Source organism: Zooshikella harenae (assembly GCF_018837975.1).
GTDB lineage: Bacteria > Pseudomonadota > Gammaproteobacteria > Pseudomonadales > Zooshikellaceae > Zooshikella > Zooshikella harenae.
Genome location: NZ_JAGSOY010000055.1, coordinates 1 through 22,311, shown reverse-complemented (window position 1 = coordinate 22,311; position 22,311 = coordinate 1). Strand labels below are relative to the sequence as shown.

17 protein-coding genes are annotated in these 22,311 nt (G+C 43.0%); 12 read left to right on the top strand and 5 right to left on the bottom strand.

What is annotated here, in order from left to right:
• The first annotated feature begins 4 nt into the window (after positions 1-4).
• A complete protein-coding gene (locus KCG35_RS17955; protein WP_215821179.1) occupies positions 5-598 on the top strand; it encodes a hypothetical protein in 594 nt (197 codons plus the stop codon).
• 172 nt (positions 599-770) lie between these two features.
• On the opposite strand, the gene KCG35_RS17950 is transcribed toward KCG35_RS17955, so the two are convergent.
• Entirely contained in the window at positions 771-2,486 is a 1,716-nt protein-coding gene (locus KCG35_RS17950) for a S8 family peptidase (protein ID WP_215821178.1), read from the bottom strand.
• A 624-nt stretch (positions 2,487-3,110) separates the two neighbouring features.
• Between KCG35_RS17950 and KCG35_RS17945 the strand changes: the two genes are divergently transcribed.
• A complete protein-coding gene (locus KCG35_RS17945; RefSeq protein ID WP_215821177.1) occupies positions 3,111-3,776 on the top strand; it encodes a hypothetical protein in 666 nt (221 codons plus the stop codon).
• A gap of 167 nt (positions 3,777-3,943) precedes the next feature.
• On the opposite strand, the gene KCG35_RS17940 is transcribed toward KCG35_RS17945, so the two are convergent.
• Genes KCG35_RS17940 through KCG35_RS17930 form a run of 3 tightly spaced genes read right to left on the bottom strand, consistent with a single transcriptional unit; the run spans position 3,944 to position 7,585 of the window.
• A complete protein-coding gene (locus KCG35_RS17940; protein ID WP_215821176.1) occupies positions 3,944-6,304 on the bottom strand; it encodes a PqiB family protein in 2,361 nt (786 codons plus the stop codon).
• A 2-nt stretch (positions 6,305-6,306) separates the two neighbouring features.
• Positions 6,307-6,960, bottom strand: coding sequence for a paraquat-inducible protein A (locus tag KCG35_RS17935; RefSeq protein ID WP_230409237.1), 654 nt, complete (start codon positions 6,958-6,960; stop codon positions 6,307-6,309).
• 1 nt (position 6,961) lies between these two features.
• On the bottom strand, positions 6,962-7,585 hold the full coding sequence (locus tag KCG35_RS17930) for a paraquat-inducible protein A (protein WP_215821175.1): 624 nt from the start codon (positions 7,583-7,585) through the stop codon (positions 6,962-6,964).
• Between the two features lie 289 nt (positions 7,586-7,874).
• Between KCG35_RS17930 and KCG35_RS17925 the strand changes: the two genes are divergently transcribed.
• Entirely contained in the window at positions 7,875-8,129 is a 255-nt protein-coding gene (locus tag KCG35_RS17925; protein WP_215821174.1) for a YkgJ family cysteine cluster protein, read from the top strand.
• 149 nt (positions 8,130-8,278) lie between these two features.
• Here the strand turns inward: KCG35_RS17925 and gltA are convergent, their stop codons facing one another.
• Entirely contained in the window at positions 8,279-9,568 is a 1,290-nt protein-coding gene (gltA, locus tag KCG35_RS17920; RefSeq protein WP_215821173.1) for a citrate synthase, read from the bottom strand.
• 1,078 nt (positions 9,569-10,646) lie between these two features.
• Between gltA and sdhC the strand changes: the two genes are divergently transcribed.
• The 9 genes from sdhC to sucD all read left to right on the top strand — a co-directional run bounded on the left by sdhC (position 10,647) and on the right by sucD (position 22,168).
• The gene (gene sdhC / locus KCG35_RS17915) at positions 10,647-11,021 is read left to right on the top strand and encodes a succinate dehydrogenase, cytochrome b556 subunit (protein WP_215821172.1); all 375 of its coding nucleotides are present in this window, start codon (positions 10,647-10,649) and stop codon (positions 11,019-11,021) included.
• On the top strand, positions 11,015-11,383 hold the full coding sequence (gene sdhD, locus KCG35_RS17910; RefSeq protein ID WP_215821171.1) for a succinate dehydrogenase, hydrophobic membrane anchor protein: 369 nt from the start codon (positions 11,015-11,017) through the stop codon (positions 11,381-11,383). Before sdhC ends, sdhD begins: the two co-directional genes overlap by 7 nt.
• Before the next feature lie 3 nt (positions 11,384-11,386).
• Complete coding sequence (gene sdhA / locus KCG35_RS17905; RefSeq protein ID WP_215821170.1) at positions 11,387-13,159, top strand: succinate dehydrogenase flavoprotein subunit; 1,773 nt, start codon at positions 11,387-11,389, stop codon at positions 13,157-13,159.
• 12 nt (positions 13,160-13,171) lie between these two features.
• Positions 13,172-13,879 carry a succinate dehydrogenase iron-sulfur subunit gene (locus KCG35_RS17900; protein WP_215821169.1) on the top strand — a complete coding sequence of 236 codons (708 nt, stop codon included), beginning with the start codon at positions 13,172-13,174 and terminating at the stop codon, positions 13,877-13,879.
• 231 nt (positions 13,880-14,110) lie between these two features.
• On the top strand, positions 14,111-16,945 hold the full coding sequence (locus KCG35_RS17895; RefSeq protein WP_215821168.1) for a 2-oxoglutarate dehydrogenase E1 component: 2,835 nt from the start codon (positions 14,111-14,113) through the stop codon (positions 16,943-16,945).
• Between the two features lie 65 nt (positions 16,946-17,010).
• Complete coding sequence (odhB, locus tag KCG35_RS17890; protein WP_215821167.1) at positions 17,011-18,261, top strand: 2-oxoglutarate dehydrogenase complex dihydrolipoyllysine-residue succinyltransferase; 1,251 nt, start codon at positions 17,011-17,013, stop codon at positions 18,259-18,261.
• Positions 18,262-18,351: 90 nt separating this feature from the next.
• Complete coding sequence (gene lpdA / locus KCG35_RS17885; RefSeq protein ID WP_215821166.1) at positions 18,352-19,794, top strand: dihydrolipoyl dehydrogenase; 1,443 nt, start codon at positions 18,352-18,354, stop codon at positions 19,792-19,794.
• 329 nt (positions 19,795-20,123) lie between these two features.
• Entirely contained in the window at positions 20,124-21,290 is a 1,167-nt protein-coding gene (gene sucC, locus KCG35_RS17880; RefSeq protein WP_215821165.1) for an ADP-forming succinate--CoA ligase subunit beta, read from the top strand.
• Positions 21,291-21,292: 2 nt separating this feature from the next.
• Positions 21,293-22,168: a succinate--CoA ligase subunit alpha gene (sucD, locus tag KCG35_RS17875; RefSeq protein WP_215821164.1), complete on the top strand. Its 876-nt coding sequence runs from the start codon at positions 21,293-21,295 to the stop codon at positions 22,166-22,168.
• The last annotated feature ends 143 nt before the right edge of the window (positions 22,169-22,311 follow it).

Below are 22,311 nucleotides of genomic sequence, written 5' to 3'. Positions count from 1 at the left end.
TTAAATGGATTTAAAACAACATCTAAAGAATGCGGTTGTGTATTTTCGTTGGTTACCATTACTTTTATTAGTGGGTTGTGCAGGAATTACCCCTGATAAAAGTGTATTACAGGGTATTGATGGAATAGCCTGTGTTGGGCAAATTGCACAACCACCTGAAGGTATTGTTGCAGAAGAAGATAAATCATTGCTTGATGAATCTTTAGGTTCAACGGGAGAAGGAAAATTGTGTGCGGGTAAAACATTTGTAGCCACGAAACCTGTGAAAGTATATCGGGTCTGGAATAGTGAAAAGGATTATACCCAGTATGGTCGTTGGTGGTCGTTTCAAATACCACATGGTCCCAAGCAACAGTATCGGGAAGAGAATGTGATTTGTCCTTCTTGGAGCTCACTGGATCGGATGAGTGAATGTACCTTAAAACCAGGAACTAAATTGGTGGTTGGACCTGGTCAAGGTGCAAATTGTCTGTCGTCGAGTTATCCAAAATCTGCTGTGAACCAAGTATTTGTACCTAATGATTCACGTAAGGATATTTTATACGTTGAAAACTGTACGCCAGGAGTCGTCTGGCCATTGAGGCAGGAACACGAATAATTAGGATTCACAGCGTGCTCGAAGGGCGTTATGCAGACGTTTGGCAAAGCAGTTTTAGAAAATAGCAAAAAAATCGCTATGAACCTTACAAACTGTATATCCATAGCGATTGATCTTGAGTTATTGACGATTTAATTCAAATAATAATGATTATTGAATTAGTCAAGATAGCTTAATGTCCTTGTTTAAAAGATCTAAGCAAGGAATAGGCATCAGCAACACTTCCTGTTTTGGATAATTCGCTAAAATTAACTTTAGTTTCAGGGGTATCAGGTTGTTTAACTTCCAGACCTGGATATTCTCTGCCTGTATTTAACAGCATATATTTCAGGTAATAACCATCCAAGTAGGGGTACTGGGAAAGCATTAATGCGGCAACGCCTGATACAACGGGTGTTGCCATACTCGTACCACTGTACTTGGCATATTGGTTACCAGGTACTGTGGAAAGAATTTTTACTCCAGGCGCAAAAATATCAACGGTACGTTTACCGAAGTTAGTAAAACTAGCAGGTAAGTCTTCACCTTTATTGGCAGAAGAAGCACCAACATCTAACCAGTTACTGATTTTATAACCAGGGAAGCTTTTGAAGTTGCGGTTTGGATAGCGAGGTTTTTCGTCATTATTGTTGCTATCATTACCTGCGGCATGCACCAGTAGAACACCCGCATTTGAGGCATACTCAAAGGCTAAATCTAATTTAGCTTTATTGGGGGAATAGCTTTTACCAAAACTCATATTGATAATACTAGCACCGTTATCTACGGCATAACGAACAGCATTTGCAATATCTTTATCACGTTCATCACCATTAGGAACGGCACGTAATACCATGATTTTAACATTTTCTGCAATGCCTTTAATACCGATATCATTATGGCGGTCAGCCGCGATAATCCCTGATACATGAGTTCCATGGTCAGAATCTGGGCCTGTTACGTCGTTATTACCATAACCGGCTTCCCAGAAGTTATTAGGGTCATCTTTAACAATATCGGTACGAGGGTCAAACTCAGTGTTATAGTTATATTCGACTTTATTAGCGTAGTATTCTGCTCGGCTATCAACTTTTTCGTAACTGCCGTACAATTCTAAAATGTTTAACAGAAAATCTCTGGCCAGTACGACTTCTTCAACATCACTATTGATGCTTGATAAGCCTTCTTGAGTGAAATCATTATAATTATAGGTAGACAGGAGCGCTTTATTTTCTTTGATTTGTGCTTGGTAATTTACATAAAGATCACGGGTTTCCGTTGCTTCTTTCACTTCATCTTGAAATGTTTTACTTAGCGCTTCATAGTATGCTTTTTTCTTCGCTGGAATATAGGCACCAGAAGCTAATAGTTCTTGATATTTTGCATATTCGCGGGTAATTTCTAAGGTGTCGTGGTTTACATGGCGGCCATCTTTGCCCCCAATGAAATTCCAACCATGGATATCATCGATGTAGCCATTGCCATCATCATCGATACCATTGTTAGCAATTTCTCCAGGATTTTCCCAGATTTTTCCTTGTAAATCTTCATGCTTTATATCAACACCACTATCAATAACTGCAACGATAACAGGTTTATATTTATTGGTTAATGAAAGTTGGTTATATACTTTGTTGACACTGGAACCTTCAATGTTGTCTTTTTCTGGACTCAAGTTAAACCAGTCATTGACTTCTACCACTGGAGCACGAAGCGGTACACTACGCTTACTGCGACGTTTTTGATTTTTTTGTTTGAGTTGTACCGGAGCTTCCATGATGACGCCTTTAATATTGGTCATCGGTTCCGGCTGTGGTAATTGAGTAGGGTTTGCTGCAAAGGCATTTGCACTGCAAACAGACAAAAAGAGGGCTGATAAGGTTATACCCTTAACTTTATTAAGCTTCATGAAATTTCCTAACTGATTCTACACTTTATGTGTTGTGTATTTTTCTAAGATTATTTTTTTGTATAAATGCTGGTTTTTACCCTTTAAGAGAGCCATTTATTATGTTTTTTTCTTAATAAGCTAACTCTAAACAAGAGGGGTATCCCCTGTTTATAACGTATTTTCTATTTAATAGAGTAAACACCAGGCAGCTCCCGCATTTGATTATAAGCAGGATTTTTTTTGTGAGTCAATATGTCGTATATTAATAACGAAAATTATTTATAGTAATAAGGTTGTTTATGATGTTTCCCTAATATTTATTTTGTCTGACAATGATTGAGAAGGCGTTGCAATGCTTGGAATATGCTATTTGCTAAAGGCTATCTAAGTGATTATTAAATCTTAGGGATTGATAATAAATTAATTAATAGAAATAGTCTTTGGTTGCTTGTAGAAAATAGACTGGTAAGTAAGTCCAAAATTAATATTAAATATAATTGAATGTTTATATATTTTTCGACCTATTATTCAATCAATATGCTTAATAAATAAAACCGCCTTAAAAACTAGTTTTTAAGGCGGTTGGTATGAAACATGCCTTAGGTATTAGTACGGTTGATTTATTTTCTGGAGATGCATGCAATGTTAAAAAAAGTGTTAATGATAGGTCGGCGTATATTTTATGGGGTGTGTTGCTTTAGTTTTTGTTTGAATAGTGCTCAAGCAATAATTATTGGAGGGGATGTAACAGGGGGAAGTGCAGCAACAGCAGGAGGCATGTTTGTAAAACTTATACCACCTATAGGTAATGTGGGTGATGATAATTTTAATGATCCTAATCTGTATGGATTCGATGAAGATCAAAATATCATTATTCCTTCGCCACTTACTGTGGATATTGGCCCCTCTGCAACATTACCAACAGACACTGAGGTTGCCAGTCATTATATAGTGTTTGACCCTGCGCCTTCACAACATATGGTTGGGTATGTGGACTTTGATGCACCTATTTTAGCTATCATGACTAAAACTAGCACATTGGCTGACAGTGACTTTCTGGCAAATGTTTCTGCAAACTATTTAAACCCATCTGCACGTGGTTTAGAAGGTGCAGATTCTGTTGCTATTGATCCAGTGCTGGCACATCGTGCACTCATCAACTTTACTGCCAGCTCACCTGGCGACAGTATACGGGTATTAACTGCATTTTCTCCAGGTGGTGAACCTGATCCAACGCCAATGCCTGTACCTGGTGTATTTGGTTTGATGATTCTGGGACTAGGCTTGTTAAAGCGTCAAATCAAATAAAAGTTGCTGATCTGTTCTCTTAATTGTATGAAGAATTAAGAAAATGACTTAGGGATAATAAAAGAGGCTGTACGTGAAATCGTTACAGGCTCTTTTATTGTTTGAGAGTTAAAGCTGCAGGATAAGCTATAGGGCACCTCTAAAAATAGTGCATTTTTTGAAGTGTCCTATATTCCAAGTGGAATTTTTGGAGTCCACTGTAGCCATTCTTCAAGGGGTTCTTCGTGTAGACGAAATTTGGTGTATGGTTTTACCAGTCCTCCCATTTTGTGGTTATTGGGTGTCGCAAAAGCAATCCCCCCTTCTAATATTGATTCCAGAGAGTCTGTTTTCAATTTTGCGCCACTAAACAATGAGAAATCAAAACCAATGCCACTGGTATTCCAAAAACGAGTATGTTGTCTGATCAAGTGACGATAATGATTTTCAATATTCAAATAAATATGCACTTGATTAGCTGTGGGAGCGAGTTCATATCCTGTGACTTTGCCAACAGGAATATCTCGATACAGTACTTTAACGCCTTCTTTAATTGAACCCAGGCGGGGAGCAGTCAGTGTTATTTTCAAGCCCGGTTGCGTCGTCGTTTTTATCATGGGGGCATTGAGTAGCCCTTTAAAAATATATTGTCTCTTGCCTTTTTGATCTGTGGGTTTAGCTTGAATATATTGACCTGAAATGAGCGTTTCTAAATGCTGGGTTTTAGCAAGCCCTAACGCTGCTTTAACAATCCAAAATTGAGTGCCTTTTCGAGCAAGTCGGTAACCGCCCTGAGTAATCAGTGCTTTGACAATAACACCAGGATCATTAGGATTAAGACGTAGTCGTGTCACCTTACCGACCTCAACACCTTCGTATTTTATGGGAGTACCTTCCCGTAATCCTTCACCACTGGCAAAAGATATGTTTATAGGAATACCTGTTTGATGGGCATCATCATAATTATCGTAAAGATCAAATTGATCACTATTTTTGGCGTGGCGGTAACGTCCATGTGGTGTATAAAATGCAATACCGCCTGTAAGTAGGGAAGTAATGGACTCTGTGTGCACTTTTATACCCGACAGGTTACCACTAATGCTGAAACCGCTAGCATTCCAAAAGCGCGAATTAGTTCTGACCAGCTCAGCATATTCAGGTTTTATAAAAATATTAATGCTGACTTGTTTATTGTTTTCAGTAAATGCATAACTTTGTACGCTGCCGACAGGAATTTTTTTATAATAAACTGGACTACCCACTTCAACAGAGTTAAGGCTGTCACTGATCAACGTTAAGTGTAAACCTGGCTCATGTAATGGCAGCGGGGGAGGGCCTGATAATGCCGTAAAAACCCGTTGTGATTTACTTTCCTCAAGATTACCTATACGCACTGCTATATAGTTACCACTGATTAAGGTATCTAAGCCTGTCACTTCAGCCAAGCTGATCTTGGGTTTAACCAACCAAAACTGGGTGCCTGCAATGAGTGCAGGCTCAGCGCGAGGGTCAAAGAGAATGCTGGCAGTGACGCCTTTTAGGTCTTTATTTACCTTTACTCGTTTAACAACACCAATGGTGAGTCCTTCATACACTACCTTGGTTTGACCTTCTACCAAAAACTGGCCTGAATCGAAATGGATTTTGGCGCGTATGCCAATATCGGCTGCATCAAAGTCCTCAAACAGTGTAAATAAGTCTCCACTTTTGGCAGGAGAAATGGTTTTTTCTGTTTCAGGATTAAAAAAAGCAATACCGCCGCTTAGAATAGATGTTAATGAGCCGACTCTAAATTTAAATCCTGATAAATTACCTTTTACCGTGACTCCACTGGCATTCCAAAATCGGCTATTTTTTTGCACTAAGTGCTGGTGCTTAGGGGAAATAATAATGCGGATATTAACGTTGTTATTATCCTTTGATAATGTGTAATCAGTGACTTGACCTACTTGAATTTTTTTGAAAAAAACGGGACTACCACGTTCCAGTGAGCCTAAATCTTTCGTTTGTAATGTGAGGTGCAAACCAGGTGTATCAGGATCAACTGGCGGTGGGTTTTCCAACGCATTAAAGTGGTAGTGAGGTTTACCTTCACCTCGTTGTACATCGATATAGTTGCCTGAAACCAAGGTCTCTAAACCAGAAATTTCAGCCACGGATATTCGTGGTTTGACCAACCAAAATTTAGATGTTTCTCGTAATAATGCTTCGGCTTCAGGTTTCAGTTCAACGGTAGCATTCACACCTTGTAAATCAGGTGTAATAGAGACTTTTTTAACGATACCAACTTGCAGCCCACGATAAACGACTTGCGTTTTATTAGGCACAATACCTTCGCCACTTTCGAAGAAAATAGTCGCTTCAATACCGGCTTCTGATATGCCCTTATAAATAAGCCATGCACCAATTAAAGCGGCGACAAAAGGTAATAACCAAATCATCGAAATGGTTCGGCGTGGTTTGATATCAACTTCAGCCAATGACTGATGTGCTTCTGGCGTGGTTTGGAGCGTTTCTGTGTCAGGGCTTTCAGGTGTTTCTTGACTCAAAGTCAGTCCTCTTCGATTTCTGCTGCAATCTCAGGTAAAGCTACATTATCCCACATGAGTCTTGGATCAAAGACATGGGCAGCGAGCATGGTGAGTACAACTACAGCACCAAATGCACTGGCACCAATGCCTGCTTCAATGGTGGCGATATTACCTAATTTAACCAAGGCAACCAGCGTCGCAATCACAAATAAGTCCAACATTGACCAACGACCTATCCATTCAATAAAACGGTACATAACTGTGCGTTGTCGCATGCTCATCGCCCAGCGAAATTGAACAGACAGTAGCAGTATAATCAGCCCTACAAGTTTCAATAAAGGGACTGCAATGCTGGCAATAAATACCACCGCAGCAATGGGAATCATACCCGCTTTAGCGAGCCCAATTACACCTGAAAGAATGGTGTCAGCTTGACCTGAACCAAAAAAATTAATGTGTGTAATAGGGTACATGTTGGCAGGAATAAACATAATTATTGCAGCCAGTGTAAGTGCCCAAGCATAAGCCAGACTATTAGGTGTTCGCCAATGAAGGCGCGTATGGCAGCGTGGACAGCGCCAGTGTTGTGAGTGGGGAACGGGTCGCGAAAGCTTATGGCAGTTAGAACAAACCAGCCAGCCCGCTTCTTTTGCTGTCATCATGGTTTGACGCATTTTAGAGTGAAGCCTTAGGTTGGTTGGGAACTTGCTCGAGCTTATGCCAGATTAAATGATGGTCAAGTACGACACTTGTTGCCATAGCACATATCATCAAGGCAATAAAACACCCTAAGCCAAAACCAAAATGTATTGCCGCCAAGTCTATAAGTTTAACAACAGACACTAAAACACCTAACATGTAGACTTCCAGCATAGCCCAGCTGTCTAAATGTTGATACCAGGTAAACGCTTTGGCTAAGGGGGGCTTTGACCAGGAATGCTTAATACCCATCAATACATAGAACAACAACAGCTTTTTGAGTAAGGGGGCAAGCATGCTACAAAAAAGCACTAAAAGCGCAGCCCACCAAATATCATGCGCAAACAGTGTAACAATGCCGGCAAAGACCGTATCAAATTGCGACTGGCCAAGCATCTCCAGTGACATAATGGGTAAAAACATCGCAGGAATATACAATAGTAGCCCTGTGATATTCAGGGCTAGACTGCGCTCTAAACTGTTATTGCGAGCACTGTACAATTGGTATCCACAACGGGGACAGCAGGCTTTAGTGCCTGAGGGGAGTGCTTTGTAAGGCAACAACAGATCACATTCATGACAAGCAATCAATTCCTTCATGGTTGTACTATTTTGTAACGGACCAAATGTGAATAAAAAATCATTTAATGCATATAGACAATAGTGAGTTAGGATTACCACATACCCTTTTTCTTGAGGGTATTCCTAACAGGCTACCAAGTATCATGCCTTTATAGTGACAATTAATAATCATAGATGATCCCTTTTGACTTACCTAAGCATAAATTGAGTTAGTGCTATATTAACTGTAAATGTGTGACCTAATTTAGGTATACTCTGCTCAGTTTTCCGTAAATATGTAGTAAAACGAGTTGTAAGAGAGCATGTTGTGAACTGTCGAAGTGATTGTGGAGCCTGCTGTATCGTACCTTCAATTAGTTCGCCTTTACCAGGTATGCCCAAGGGTAAGCCTGCAGGCCAACGCTGCCTTCATTTACTGTCTGATTATCGCTGTGCTTTATTCAATGACCCTCGTCGTCCAACTGTTTGTGGTCAGTTTCGTGCAGAGGATACTGTTTGTGGTGCGAGTGCGGAACAGGCTTTTGAAATTTTGACATTGCTGGAACTATCAACCCAAGGATAAGAAAGCGCTTTCCAAGGCTAAGGGCGCATTTTGAGGTTTTTGGCAGGCAGGTTAGCCAATCAGATGGATAAATAGGGTGGAGTGGTGTTGAGCTTATTACAGTTTTTGGTAACGGCAATAAGCCCAATAACATTGAGAAAGCGTGTGGTTTAAACGCTACGTTGGTTCACAGGAACATAATCACGTATTTGGGCACCAGTATATAATTGACGGGGGCGGCCAATTCGATAGGGTCCACTGATCATTTCATGCCAGTGCGCTATCCATCCAGGCGTTCTTCCGGTGGCAAAAATAACAGTAAACATTTCTGTAGGAATACCAATCGCTTTTAAAATAATCCCAGAGTAGAAATCAACATTGGGATAAAGTTTTTTCTCTACAAAGTATTCATCTTCTAATGCGATTTTTTCCAGACGTTTCGCGATTTTGAAGAGAGGATCATCTTCTAAGCCCAGCTCATTCAATACCTCATCACAGGTCTGTTTCATCACTTTGGCACGAGGGTCAAAGTTTTTGTAGACACGGTGACCAAAACCCATTAAACGAAAGGGGTCGTCTTTATCTTTAGCGCGGGCAATATATTTATCAATATGTTTTTCATCGCCAATTTCTTGCAGCATATTTAATACGGCTTCATTGGCGCCGCCATGAGCTGGTCCCCATAGTGCTGCAATACCTGCAGCTATACAGGCAAAAGGGTTGGCGCCTGAGGAACCAGCCAAACGTACTGTGGAGGTAGAGGCATTTTGTTCATGATCAGCATGAAGCAAGAAAATGCGATCCATTGCCCGTGCAATAATCGGGTTAACTTCCGAGTCTTCACAAGGTGTACCGAAAAGCATGTGCAGAAAGTTTGCTGAGTAATTCAAGCTATTACGTGGGTAGACAAAAGGTTGGCCTTTTGAGTATTTATAACTCATTGCTGCCAGCGTGGGCATTTTTGATATTAAGCGAAATGCTGCAATTTCACGATGACGTTCGTTGCTAATATCAAGCGAGTCATGATAAAACGCTGATAGTGCTCCTACTACACCACACATTACGGCCATAGGGTGGGCATCACGACGAAAACCATTAAGGAAGTTTCGCAACTGCTCATGCACCATGGTGTGCTTACGAATAATTTCTTCAAACTCCTGTAATTCTGATTGTAATGGCAGTTCGCCATAAATTAGCAGAAAACAGCTTTCCAGGTAGGAGGAATGTTCAGCTAGCTGTTCAATAGGATAGCCACGATGAAGTAAAATCCCCTTGTCGCCATCAATGTAAGTGATTTTTGACTCACATGCTGCAGTGGAGACAAACCCAGGATCGTAGGTAAACAAGCCTTCGCCAGTAAGGCTGCGAACATCTACCACATCTGGGCCCATGCTACCAGAGTAAACAGGTAGTTCATGCTGTTGCCCGTCGATGGTTAATAATGCTTTTTTTTCAGCCATAGATGGCCTCCTATCATGTCATTCTTATAAAGCTCATGCATAGTAATAAAAGGGAACACCAACCATACTGTGTTACGTAATATCTGTATTATTCTCTCTGATCACATACTGCGATGACTCACTCATACCTCTCTTGTTGGACAGTAGCCCAAGAAAGGCGTTTTGTAAGTTTTTTAATCACGTAGCAATATAGTGCTGATCAAAGACTAATTACGTAACTCAGTTCTTCTTTTTAGATTAAGCTGCACTGATAAAAATAACGCTAGAGCCTCAGTTTTTTATGTGACAGGGATAAGCTCTGGTTATCAAGAGCGGTTAACTTGGTTATAGTCAGTAATTTAATGGTTAACCGGCACCTAGTATTATGCACAAATTGTGTGGTTATTAATTGGTATTGCTTTTATTTTTTATGCCTAACAACGTCAGCTATTAGCAACCAATTTATACTCGCAGCAAGCAACTATCATATAGGACAATAAGCATCTGCTGTTTGTGTTCGCTAAAAGTGACTATGACACACATTAGATATAAATAACTACTAATTGGTGGCGCAAGACTATAAGGTGATTCATCGTTTTGTCAAATAGTTAGATTATAACCTGTAAGTAAGATCAGTAACATTACGAAAATTCTTGTATTTAGCTACAAAAGATTGACAAGCTTTAATAGTGAATTATGAGTCATTTTTCTATTATCAAATAGTCCATTGTTGAGTGAGGTTCAAAAAACCATCAGTCAGTAACCAGTATGTTTGTCAAACAATAGCCTATTTTTCATGATTATTATGAGGTAAATTTCTGAAATAAAAATTATCCATAAAAAAGATATGGTTTTTTAAGGCGGCGAATTTCCCTTCAACTGTTTTGCATTTCTTGTGCAGGCCTTGCTGTGTCCTAGCTACGTAACATTACACGATTGTAATTAATACTCGTTCTATTTATACTTCTTGCCGATACTGACAGGCTGGCTAACGCCTTTAATGAATTCTAACCTAATTAAGGAACCTGTCATCAAAATAGCCTCATCCAAATAATTATCGCCTTAGTTATATTTTGGGCCTTATTGAGTGTGAAGAACCGTGAATAGCAAGAGACCTGTTAATCTCGACCTCAGAACAATAAAACTTCCACTTCCTGCGTACACATCGATTTTGCACCGTATTTCTGGTGTCATCCTGTTTATTGGTATTGCCTTTCTACTTTGGGCACTTGATACCTCATTAAGCAGCCAAGAAGGGTTTAATACCATTCAAGCAACACTCGCTCACCCATTCGCCAAATTAATTACCTGGGGGTTAGTGTCTGCTTTGTTATACCACTTTGTGGCAGGTATTAAGCACTTACTGATGGATATTGATATCGGTGATGGTAAGGAAAGCGGCACATTAGGTGCCAAAGCGACAATCGTTGTATCAGTGATACTGATTGTATTGGCGGGAGTGTGGATATGGTAACTAATGTAACCAACTTGTCACGTAGTGGTTTGTATGACTGGATGGTGCAGCGTGTCTCAGCCATTGTATTGGCGGCTTATGTCGTGTTTATGCTGGGGTATTTGTTGTTTCACCCAGGTCTGACTTATGCCGAGTGGACACAATTATTTAGTTCCACATGGGTACGTGTTTTCAGTTTATTAGCGCTCGTTTCGCTAGGTGCACATGCTTGGGTAGGTATGTGGACAATTTCAACTGATTATCTCACCGAGCAAACACTGGGAAGTAAGGCAGTCGTCGTGCGCTTTGCCTTTCAAGCACTGTGTGGCATTGCAATGTTTGCTTATTTTGTTTGGGGTATTCAGGTTCTTTGGGGGCTATAACTGATGACATCATTACGTACACTGAGTTTCGACGCAATTGTTGTTGGCGGAGGTGGTGCGGGGCTACGAGCTGCACACCAACTTACTCAGGCAGGTATTAACACTGCTTGTATCAGTAAAGTATTTCCTACACGTTCACACACTGTTTCCGCACAGGGTGGTATTACTTGTGCTATTGCCAGTGCTGACCCGAATGATGATTGGCGCTGGCATATGTATGATACTGTCAAAGGGTCTGATTTTATTGGTGACCAGGATGCCATTGAGTATATGTGCTCAGTAGGCCCCCAAGCTGTTTTTGAACTGGATCATATGGGATTACCTTTTTCTCGAACAGAGAAGGGCAGAATTTACCAGCGTCCATTTGGTGGGCAGTCCAAAGATTTCGGTAAAGGTGGTCAGGCTGCCAGAACCTGTGCAGCAGCAGACCGTACAGGGCACGCATTACTCCATACCCTTTATCAGGCTAACTTAAAGGGTGGCACTACATTTCTTAATGAGTGGTACGCGGTTGACCTCGTTAAAAATCAGCAAAACCAAGTGGTTGGTGTCATTGCTATTTGTATAGAGACAGGTGAAGTCTATTACGTTAAAGCAAAAGCCACCATTTTAGCGACGGGTGGTGCTGGGCGTATTTATCAGTCTACTACCAATGCGTTGATTAATACCGGTGATGGTATTGGTATGGCACTACGTGCAGGTTTCCCTGTACAGGATATGGAAATGTGGCAGTTCCACCCAACCGGTATTCACGGAGCGGGTGTGTTAGTCACAGAAGGTTGTCGTGGAGAGGGTGGTTACCTGATCAATAGCGAGGGTGAGCGTTTTATGGAGCGCTATGCTCCTAATGCGAAAGACTTAGCCGGTCGTGATGTTGTGGCGCGTTCCATGATTTTGGAAATTCTAGGCGGCCGTGGCTGTGGTCCAAATAAAGATCACGTACTGTTGAAATTGGATCATTTGGGTGAAGAAACATTAAACCTTCGTTTGCCTGGTATTTTGGAATTATCCAGAACCTTTGCTCATGTAGATCCTGTTAAAGCTCCAATTCCTGTCATTCCAACCTGTCACTATATGATGGGTGGTATACCAACGAATGTGGGGGGACAGGCGTTATCCCAAGACCATAAAGGACGAGATGTCACCATTGATGGCTTGTTTGCGTGTGGTGAGGCAGCGTGTGTGTCAGTACATGGTGCTAACCGTCTGGGTGGTAACTCATTGTTGGATTTAGTGGTGTTTGGCCGTGCTGCAGGTCTGCATATTGAAAAAATGCTAAATGAAGGCTTTGATACTGCAGATGCCACAGATACTGATCTTGACCAGGCGCTTGCGCGTCTTAACCGTTTAAACGGTACAACCTCTGGCGAGAAAGTGGCTGAAGTACGCGCTGACTTGCAAAAAACCATGCAGCTTTACTTTGGTGTATTCCGCACTGGGGAAGCTATGCAGGAAGGTTTGAAAATGCTGAATAGCATTGGTGAACGCATGAAAAATGTGTGTCTGGAAGATGATAGCCAAGCATTCAACACGGCAAGAATTGAAGCCCTTGAACTGGAGAATTTATTTGAAGTTGCCATGGCAACGGCTGTTGCGGCAGAAGCCCGTAAAGAAAGCCGAGGTGCCCATGCACGTGAAGATTATACCGAGCGGGATGATAAAAACTGGCTGAAACATTCACTGTACTTTCCTCTAGAAAAACGTGTTGGTAAGCGAGATGTCAACCAATCGCCTAAGACAGTAGAAGCTTTCCAACCTGTTAAAAGAACATATTAAGGGGAGGTCGAGATGTTAGTTAGTGTTTACCGCTATAACCCAGAAAAAGATAACGCCCCATTTATGCAGGACTTTGATATCCAGTTGCCTGAGGGTAAGGATATGATGGTGCTGGATATATTGGGGTTACTGAAAGAAAAGGACCCAACCCTCACTTATCGCCGATCTTGTCGTGAGGGAGTATGTGGCTCAGATGGAATGAATATCAACGGTACTAATGGCTTAGCCTGTATTACCCCCGTAACACAAGCGGTGGGAAATAGTGATAAGCTGGTGCTGAGACCATTACCTGGACTTCCTGTAGTTCGAGACTTGGTCGTGGATATGAGTCAGTTTTATAAACAATACGAAAAAATTAAGCCTTATTTGCAGAACGATACACCCGTTCCTGCGATCGAAAGATTACAAACACCGGAAGAACGGGAGAAACTCGACGGTCTTTATGAGTGTATTCTTTGCGCTTGTTGCTCTACATCATGCCCTTCGTTCTGGTGGAACCCTGACAAGTTTGTTGGTCCGGCGGGATTGCTTCAGGCTTATCGCTTTTTAGTGGATAGCCGTGATACGCATACCGAAGAGCGTCTTGCTGCACTAGATGATCCATTTAGTGTGTTTCGCTGCCGCGGCATTATGAACTGTGTCAATGTATGTCCCAAAGGGTTGAACCCAACCCGTGCGATTGGACACATACGACAAATGTTGTTGAAGAGCGGTACTTAATCGCAATTAAGCTGTGTGCTAGCTTTTCTCATGTGTTAAAAAGTAGGACAGATGCTGTATATGGTTTTGAATGGCTAACTGTCCTCTTCACACTGAAAAGGCGTACTCAGTGATAGCAGTGAAATGAGTGCCTGGTTTTACTGGCCCCTAAAGGATTGAATTATAGTGACCGGTGAGCCATGGTGTTCTCACAACGTCCACTAAGCCTTGTATCTCATGGGGTAGCTAAGAATGCAAGAAGGTGTCATGCAGCGGATGTGGCAGACAGGCCATATATCCGGTGGTAATGCTGCATATGTCGAAGATCTCTACGAAACGTATATCCAGGATCCCAATGCCGTTCCTGAGGAGTGGCGAAATTACTTTGAAAAGTTACCCACCATCAGTGGTATTTCTACTCAAGATGTTCCCCACTCTACCATTCGTGAACATTTCTTATTACTGGGAAAAAATCGCGCTAAATCTAAGCTATTAACGCCAGCCTCATTATCGACAGAGCATGAGAAAAAACAGGTTCAGGTGATGGAGCTGATTGAGGCCTATCGTTTACGTGGGCATCAAAATGCTAAACTTGACCCGCTGGGTTTACTTCAGCGTTCTCCTGTGCTGGACCTTACGATTGAGCATCATGGTTTGTCCAAAGCCGATATGGATACGTTGTTCCGCTCAACGTCACTAAATATTGGTCAAGAAGAAGCGCCACTGAGCACAATTGTTGAGGCCCTCCAGCAAACCTACTGTAGCTCTGTCGGTGCAGAGTTTATGCATATTGTGAACTCTGATGAACGTCACTGGTTTCAACAGCGTTTAGAAAGTGTTCGCGCCCACCCAGATTACAGTGCAGAAACCAAACTACATATTTTGGAGCGGTTAACGGCTGCTGAAGGTTTGGAAAAATACTTAGGCACTAAATACCCTGGCACAAAGCGTTTTGGCTTAGAAGGTGGGGAGACGCTGGTTCCTATGGTGGATGAAATTATTCAGCGTGCGGGTGCTTATGATGTAAAAGAGTTAGTGATTGGTATGGCTCACCGGGGCCGACTCAATCTACTGGTTAATATATTAGGTAAAAACCCAGCTGATTTATTCAGTGAGTTTGAAGGTAAGCGGTTTTTTGAAAAAGGCTCGGGCGATGTTAAATATCACCAGGGTTTTTCTTCGAATGTAATGACTCCAGGTGGTGAAGTCCACTTAGCGATGGCATTTAACCCCTCCCATCTGGAAATTGTTGCACCTGTTGTACAAGGGTCAGTGCGTGCTAGACAGGATCGTCGTAAGGACGACAAACAGGAACTTGTATTGCCAATTACCTTGCATGGAGATGCAGCGTTTGCAGGACAAGGGGTGGTGATGGAAACCTTACAGCTGTCGCAGACGCGGGCGTATAAGACAGGTGGTACCATTCACATCATCATTAACAATCAGGTTGGCTTTACCACCAGCCCTGAATATGCTCGTTCAACGGAATACTGTACTGATATTGCCAAAATGGTTCAGGCTCCAATTCTGCATGTTAATGGGGATGATCCTGAAGCTGTGTTGTTTGTGACTCGGTTGGCGCTGGACTACCGGATGCAGTTTAAGAAAGACGTCGTTATTGACTTGGTATGCTACCGTCGTCGCGGTCATAACGAGGCGGATGAGCCAGGTGCAACTCAGCCCCAAATGTACGATGTCATTAAAAAGCACGGCACTACGCGTACACTGTATGCAGATAAGTTAGTCCAAGAAGATGTTTTGACTGAAGAAGACGATACGCGTTTGATTGAAGATTATCGTCAAGCATTAGATAACGGACAGCATGTGGTAAAAAGTTTGGTCAAAGAGCCAAACCGGGAGTTGTTTGTTGACTGGACACCTTATTTGGGCCATGAGTGGACTGCTCGGCATGATACGTCAGTATGTTTACAAACATTACAGGAATTAGCCCATAAGCTGTGTGAAATTCCAGAAGGTATTGTCCTACAACGTCAGGTGGGCAAAATTAATGATGACCGCCGAAAGATGGCTGCTGGTGCATTAGCGATTAACTGGGGATTCGCGGAAACGATGGCCTACGCCACGTTATTAATGGAAGGTCATCCCGTACGTATAACGGGGCAGGATGTTGGCCGAGGTACTTTCTCTCATCGTCATGCCGTGCTGCATAGTCAAAAAGAAGATGAAGTTTATATCCCGCTTTGCCATTTAGCTGAGCAGCAGCCTCGTATTGATATTTACGATTCTATCTTATCTGAAGAAGCGGTGTTGGCCTTTGAATATGGTTATGCGAGCACAACACCCAATGCGTTGGTGGTGTGGGAAGCTCAGTTTGGTGATTTTGCTAATGGTGCGCAGGTGGTCATTGACCAGTTTATTACCAGTGGTGAGCATAAATGGGGACGTTTGTGTGGACTTACCATGCTGTTACCTCATGGCTATGAAGGTCAGGGTCCGGAGCACTCATCAGCACGATTAGAGCGCTTTTTACAATTATGTGCTGAACATAATATTCAGGTGTGCATTCCCACCACGCCCGCACAAGTTTTCCACATGTTACGTCGTCAAATGCTTCGCCCGTTGCGTAAGCCATTGATTGCGCTGACGCCCAAAAGCTTGTTGCGCCATAAACAGGCAACGTCTTCACTGGAAGATTTGGCTGAAGGCTCATTCCAGACGGTACTACCAAACCATCAAGAGGTACCTGTGGAGCAGGTGAAACGCTTTATTATGTGTAGTGGTAAGGTGTATTACGATCTGTTGGAAAAGCAATTGGCAGATAATGTCCAAGATGCTGTTGTGGTGAGAATTGAGCAACTTTATCCTTTCCCACATGAAGATTTATCGAGCATTTTCTTGCAGTATCCAAACATAGAAAAAGTGGTGTGGTGCCAGGAAGAGCCGATGAACCAGGGGGCTTGGTATTCTAGTCAGCATCATATGCGCCGCGTGATTGCTGAGCATAACAATCCGTCGCTGTATTTAGAATATGCTGGCCGAGAGGCTTCTGCTGCACCCGCTAGTGGCTTCATGTCCACCCATGTGGAAGAACAGCAGCGTCTAGTAGACACTGCTTTTACTGTGTAACTCACGCTAATAACGATTACTTTGGTAATACGCTGTATTTAACGATAAGTATTAAAGGAATTCTCATGGCCACTGAAATAAAAGCGCCTACATTTCCTGAATCGGTTGCCGACGGTATGGTAGCGACTTGGCACAAGCAGCCTGGGGATGCTTGTTCTCGCGATGACCTGCTGGTGGATATTGAAACAGATAAAGTGGTATTGGAGGTTGTAGCGCCTGCCGAGGGTGTGCTACAGGAAATTGTGAAAGGGGAAGGTGAAACCGTCACCAGCGAAGAGCTGATTGCTATATTTGCTGAAGGTGCAGTTGCTTCAGCTAAACCTGCTGCACCTGCTAAAGCAGCAGAGCCTGCTAAAGCAGCAGAGCCTGCTTCGCCAGCAGCAAAATCTAATGATGAGTCGCCCATTTTGAGTCCTGCTGCACGTAGACTGGCAGACGAGCATGGCATTGATCCACAAGTGATTCCAGGCTCAGGTAAAGGGGGACGTGTTACTAAAGAAGATACACTCAAGTATATTGAGTCACAGTCTGCGAGCAAAACTACAGCCGCACCTTCTACAGCTAAGCCTGCCGCAGTCACGCCAGAACCTAAAGCGCCCGTGTTTGCAGGTGAGCGGGTAGAAAAACGGGTGCCTATGACACGATTGCGTGCCCGTGTTGCTCAGCGACTGGTGGAAGCGCAGCAAACGGCAGCGATGTTGACCACCTTTAATGAAGTCAATATGCAGCCGATCATGAACCTTCGTAGTCGCTATAAAGACTTGTTTGAGAAGAAGCACAATGGTGTTCGCCTTGGCTTTATGTCGTTCTTTGTTAAAGCTGCTGTTGAAGCGCTGAAGCGTTTTCCTGCGGTAAATGCATCTATCGATGGTAATGATATTGTGTATCATGGCTATCAAGACATAGGTGTTGCTGTGTCTTCAGATCGGGGATTGGTTGTCCCAGTATTGCGTAGTGCTGAGAATATGGGGCTGGCAGAAATTGAAGCTACTATTCGTGAGTACGGACTCAAAGCGCGTGATGGCAAGCTGGGTATTGATGAGATGACTGGGGGAACCTTTACTATCTCAAATGGTGGTGTTTTTGGTTCACTATTATCAACCCCCATTTTGAACCCACCACAAAGCGCCATTTTGGGAATGCATAAGATTCAGGATCGCCCAATGGCGGTAAATGGTAAGGTAGAAATCTTACCTATGATGTATCTAGCGTTATCTTATGACCACCGGCTGTTAGATGGTAAAGAAGCCGTTTCTTTTCTGGTGACCATCAAAGAGCTATTGGAAGATCCTGCGCGGATGCTTTTAGATATTTGATGTTATTGGAAATAGTGGCCTGACTTCTCCTCTTTTTTGAGGAGAAGTGGTACTGTTTGCATCGCGAAAAACGCAAGTTAGGAAACAGAAATGGCACAAAAATTTGATGTTGTTGTTATTGGTTCAGGGCCTGCAGGGTATGTCGCTGCAATTCGTGCTGCCCAGCTAGGTTTGAAAACCGCTTGTATTGAAAAGTGGACACGTGAAGATGGTAAACAAGCTTTGGGTGGCACGTGTTTGAATGTGGGTTGCATTCCATCAAAAGCCTTGCTGGATAGCTCATACAAGTATGAGTCGGCACATAAAGAATTTAAATTACACGGTATCAGCCTGGATAATTTGAAAGTTGATGTTTCAACCATGCTGGCCCGGAAAAACAAGATTGTAAATAACTTGACGACAGGTGTTGCAGGCTTGTTTAAAGCCAATGGCGTGACTTCTTTGCACGGTATGGGCAAGGTACTTCCTGGTAAACAAGTGGAATGGACCAAGCAGGATGGCAGCAGCGAAGTTTTGGACGCTGAAAATATTATTATTGCCACTGGGTCTGTGCCCATCGATATCCCACCAACCCCATTAACGGATGAATTAATCGTTGACTCAACGGGTGCACTGGAATTTACCAAAGTGCCTAAGCGTTTAGGTGTTATTGGTGCGGGTGTTATTGGCTTGGAGCTGGGTTCAGTTTGGGCACGTTTAGGGTCTGAGGTTGTTGTTCTTGAAGCACAAGAAGCCTTTTTATCTGTAGCAGACCAGCAAATTGCCAAAGAAGCATTGAAAGTATTCAAAAAACAAGAGTTGGATATTCGCTTAGGCTGTCGTGTTACGGGTTCTGAAAATAAAGGCCAGGAAGTCATCGTAAAATACTTGGATGACAAAGGTGAAGAGCAACAAATTATCTTTGATAAATTAATTGTTGCTGTTGGTCGTCGCCCTTATACAGAAGGCCTGTTAGCACCTGGCTGTGGTGTAAACTTGGATGAGCGTGGCGCTATTTTTGTTGACGACCAGTGCCGTACAGACGTACCAGGCATTTATGCGGTAGGTGATGTGGTTCGCGGTCCTATGCTGGCGCATAAAGGTTCTGAAGAAGGCATTATGGTTGCAGAGTTGATTACTGGTCAGGCTGCACAAATGAATTATGACCTTATTCCTTCAGTCATCTACACTCATCCAGAGATAGCGTGGGTTGGTAAAACAGAGGAAGAGTTAAAAGCCAGTGGCGAACCCTACAAAGTGGGTACTTTCCCATTTGTAGCCAGCGGTCGTGCAATGGCTTCTAACGAAACAGAAGGCTTGGTTAAAGTAGTCGCTGATGAAGCAACTGACCGTATCCTTGGCGTTCATGTTATTGGACCTAGTGCGGCGGAACTGGTGCAGCAGGGTGCTATTGCTATGGAGTTTGGCTCTAGCTCTGAAGACTTGGGTTTGATGATCTTCTCTCACCCCACCGTTTCAGAAGCGCTGCATGAAGCTGCTTTAGCCGTTGATGGACACGCAATTCATATTGCGAACCGCAAAAAACGTAAATAGCACTGATTAAACACAGTATATATTTAGGCTGGTAGAAGCTACCCAGCCTAAATATAAGAATTCCTCTTTCCGTTTATGGTGAGTCCAGCAACTTGAGAGCGTTGAGGGCAAACTCGCGATTGACTGGGAAGCAAAATAAACAGCAGCCAGATAAAACAATGATGCATTACCCTTTACCTGTTTCCATGATATCGAAAATGAATAAGTAAAGCGGTAGTGACGGTTGCTGTAGGGCAGTTGGGAGGCTGTCGGGCTTAGCCGCCCATTTGGTCCGCAGAACTTAAATTCTGCTGGTAACTTGGCGTAACCAGGCATAATGGTAATAAGGCATGAATTTGCACGAATATCAGGCAAAGCAACTCTTTGCTGAATATGGTTTGCCCGTATCTCAAGGGTATGCGGTAGATACTCCAAAAGCAGCCGTAGAAGCGGCCGATCGTATTGGTGGTGACACGTGGGTCGTTAAAGCTCAGGTCCATGCAGGTGGACGAGGTAAAGCGGGTGGCGTTAAGGTTGTCAGCACCAAAGATGATGTTAAAGAATTCGCTGAAAAGTGGCTTGGCAATAACCTGGTCACATATCAAACGGATGAAAAAGGGCAGCCTGTTAGTAAGATTCTGGTTGAATCCTGTACTGATATTGCAAAAGAGCTGTACTTGGGTGCGGTAGTAGATCGCGGCACTCGTCGTATTGTATTTATGGCATCCACTGAAGGTGGTGTAGAAATTGAAAAGGTTGCCGAAGAAACGCCTGAGAAAATCCTCAAGGCTGAAATTGATCCTTTGGCCGGTGCACAACCTTATCAGGCGCGTGATTTGGCCTTTAAATTAGGGCTGCAGGGCGATCAAATCAAGCAGTTTACTAAAATCTTTTTGGGCTTAGCCAAGCTATTTAAAGCGCATGATCTGGCACTGCTTGAGGTAAACCCTCTGGTTATTACGGATGCAGGCAATCTGCACTGTCTGGATGCAAAAATTAATATCGACAGTAATGCGTTGTATCGTCAGCCCAAGCTGCAGGATATGCATGATCCTTCGCAAGAAGACCCTCGTGAAGCCCATGCCGCTCGCTGGGAACTTAACTATGTCGCGCTGGATGGTAACATTGGTTGTATGGTCAATGGTGCGGGTTTGGCTATGGGCACCATGGATATTGTTAAGTTACACGGTGGGGCGCCTGCAAACTTCCTGGATGTCGGGGGTGGTGCAACGAAAGAGCGTGTATCAGAAGCCTTCAAAATCATCCTGTCTGATGACAATGTCAAAGCCGTACTGGTGAATATCTTTGGTGGTATTGTCCGCTGTGACCTAATTGCTGATGGTATTATTGGTGCGGTAAAAGAAGTCGGCGTTAATGTGCCTGTTGTTGTTCGCCTGGAAGGTAACAATGCTGAATTAGGGGCACAAAAACTCGCAGACAGTGGACTGGCAATTATCGCAGCTTCAAGTCTGACCGATGCTGCTCAACAGGTAGTGAAGGCTGCAGAGGGTAACTAGGCATGAGCGTACTGATTAATAAAGATACCAAAGTAATTTGTCAGGGTTTTACTGGCTCACAAGGTACCTTCCACTCAGAGCAAGCCATTGCTTATGGCACCAAAATGGTGGGTGGTGTAACCCCAGGTAAAGGTGGTCAAACCCATCTGGGTTTACCCGTATTTAATACCGTCGCTGAAGCTGTTGATGCAACGGGTGCAGAAGCTTCTGTTATCTATGTGCCAGCGCCTTTCTGTAAAGACTCTATTCTAGAAGCGGCTAGTGCAGGCATTAAACTGATTGTCTGTATCACTGAGGGTATTCCAACGCTGGATATGCTTGACTGTAAAGTGAAGTGCGACGAGTTGGGAGTACGGTTAATTGGTCCTAACTGTCCTGGTGTGATTACTCCGGGTGAGTGTAAGATTGGTATTATGCCTGGTCACATTCATAAGCCAGGTAAAGTAGGGATCGTATCTCGTTCAGGTACATTGACTTACGAAGCCGTTAAACAAACGACAGATTATGGCTTTGGCCAGTCTACCTGTGTTGGTATTGGTGGTGATCCCATTCCCGGTAGTAACTTTATCGATATTCTGGCAATGTTTGAACAAGACGAACAAACTGAAGCCATTGTTATGATTGGTGAAATTGGTGGTACTGCAGAAGAAGAAGCAGCAGCTTACATTAAAGCAAATGTCACTAAACCCGTTGTGTCTTATATTGCTGGTGTAACGGCACCTCCTGGTAAGCGTATGGGACATGCCGGTGCGATTATTGCCGGTGGTAAAGGCACTGCTGATGAGAAATTCGCGGCTTTAGAAGATGCGGGTGTTAAAACAGTGCGCAGTCTTGCTGATATTGGTCAAGCATTGGCTGAAGTGACTGGTTGGAAATAAATTAAAGTCTAACTTTATTAGACTTTGAGCAAAAAAGGCAGCGTAAGCTGCCTTTTTTATTGATATCGTCGATGAAAATGCTGAATTAAAGCAGTCATACAACCATTAAAAGGGTTATTGGAGTGTTAACATCAAGACGTTAG

Coding starts and splice junctions, on each gene's coding strand:
- KCG35_RS17955 (WP_215821179.1), top strand. CDS start 5: ATGGATTTAAAACAACATCTAAAGAATGCGGTTGTGTATTTTCGTTGG.
- KCG35_RS17950 (WP_215821178.1), bottom strand. CDS start 2,486: ATGAAGCTTAATAAAGTTAAGGGTATAACCTTATCAGCCCTCTTTTTG.
- KCG35_RS17945 (WP_215821177.1), top strand. CDS start 3,111: ATGTTAAAAAAAGTGTTAATGATAGGTCGGCGTATATTTTATGGGGTG.
- KCG35_RS17935 (WP_230409237.1), bottom strand. CDS start 6,960: ATGCGTCAAACCATGATGACAGCAAAAGAAGCGGGCTGGCTGGTTTGT.
- KCG35_RS17930 (WP_215821175.1), bottom strand. CDS start 7,585: ATGAAGGAATTGATTGCTTGTCATGAATGTGATCTGTTGTTGCCTTAC.
- gltA (WP_215821173.1), bottom strand. CDS start 9,568: ATGGCTGAAAAAAAAGCATTATTAACCATCGACGGGCAACAGCATGAA.
- sdhD (WP_215821171.1), top strand. CDS start 11,015: ATGGTAACTAATGTAACCAACTTGTCACGTAGTGGTTTGTATGACTGG.
- sdhA (WP_215821170.1), top strand. CDS start 11,387: ATGACATCATTACGTACACTGAGTTTCGACGCAATTGTTGTTGGCGGA.
- KCG35_RS17900 (WP_215821169.1), top strand. CDS start 13,172: ATGTTAGTTAGTGTTTACCGCTATAACCCAGAAAAAGATAACGCCCCA.
- KCG35_RS17895 (WP_215821168.1), top strand. CDS start 14,111: ATGCAAGAAGGTGTCATGCAGCGGATGTGGCAGACAGGCCATATATCC.
- odhB (WP_215821167.1), top strand. CDS start 17,011: ATGGCCACTGAAATAAAAGCGCCTACATTTCCTGAATCGGTTGCCGAC.
- lpdA (WP_215821166.1), top strand. CDS start 18,352: ATGGCACAAAAATTTGATGTTGTTGTTATTGGTTCAGGGCCTGCAGGG.
- sucC (WP_215821165.1), top strand. CDS start 20,124: ATGAATTTGCACGAATATCAGGCAAAGCAACTCTTTGCTGAATATGGT.
- sucD (WP_215821164.1), top strand. CDS start 21,293: ATGAGCGTACTGATTAATAAAGATACCAAAGTAATTTGTCAGGGTTTT.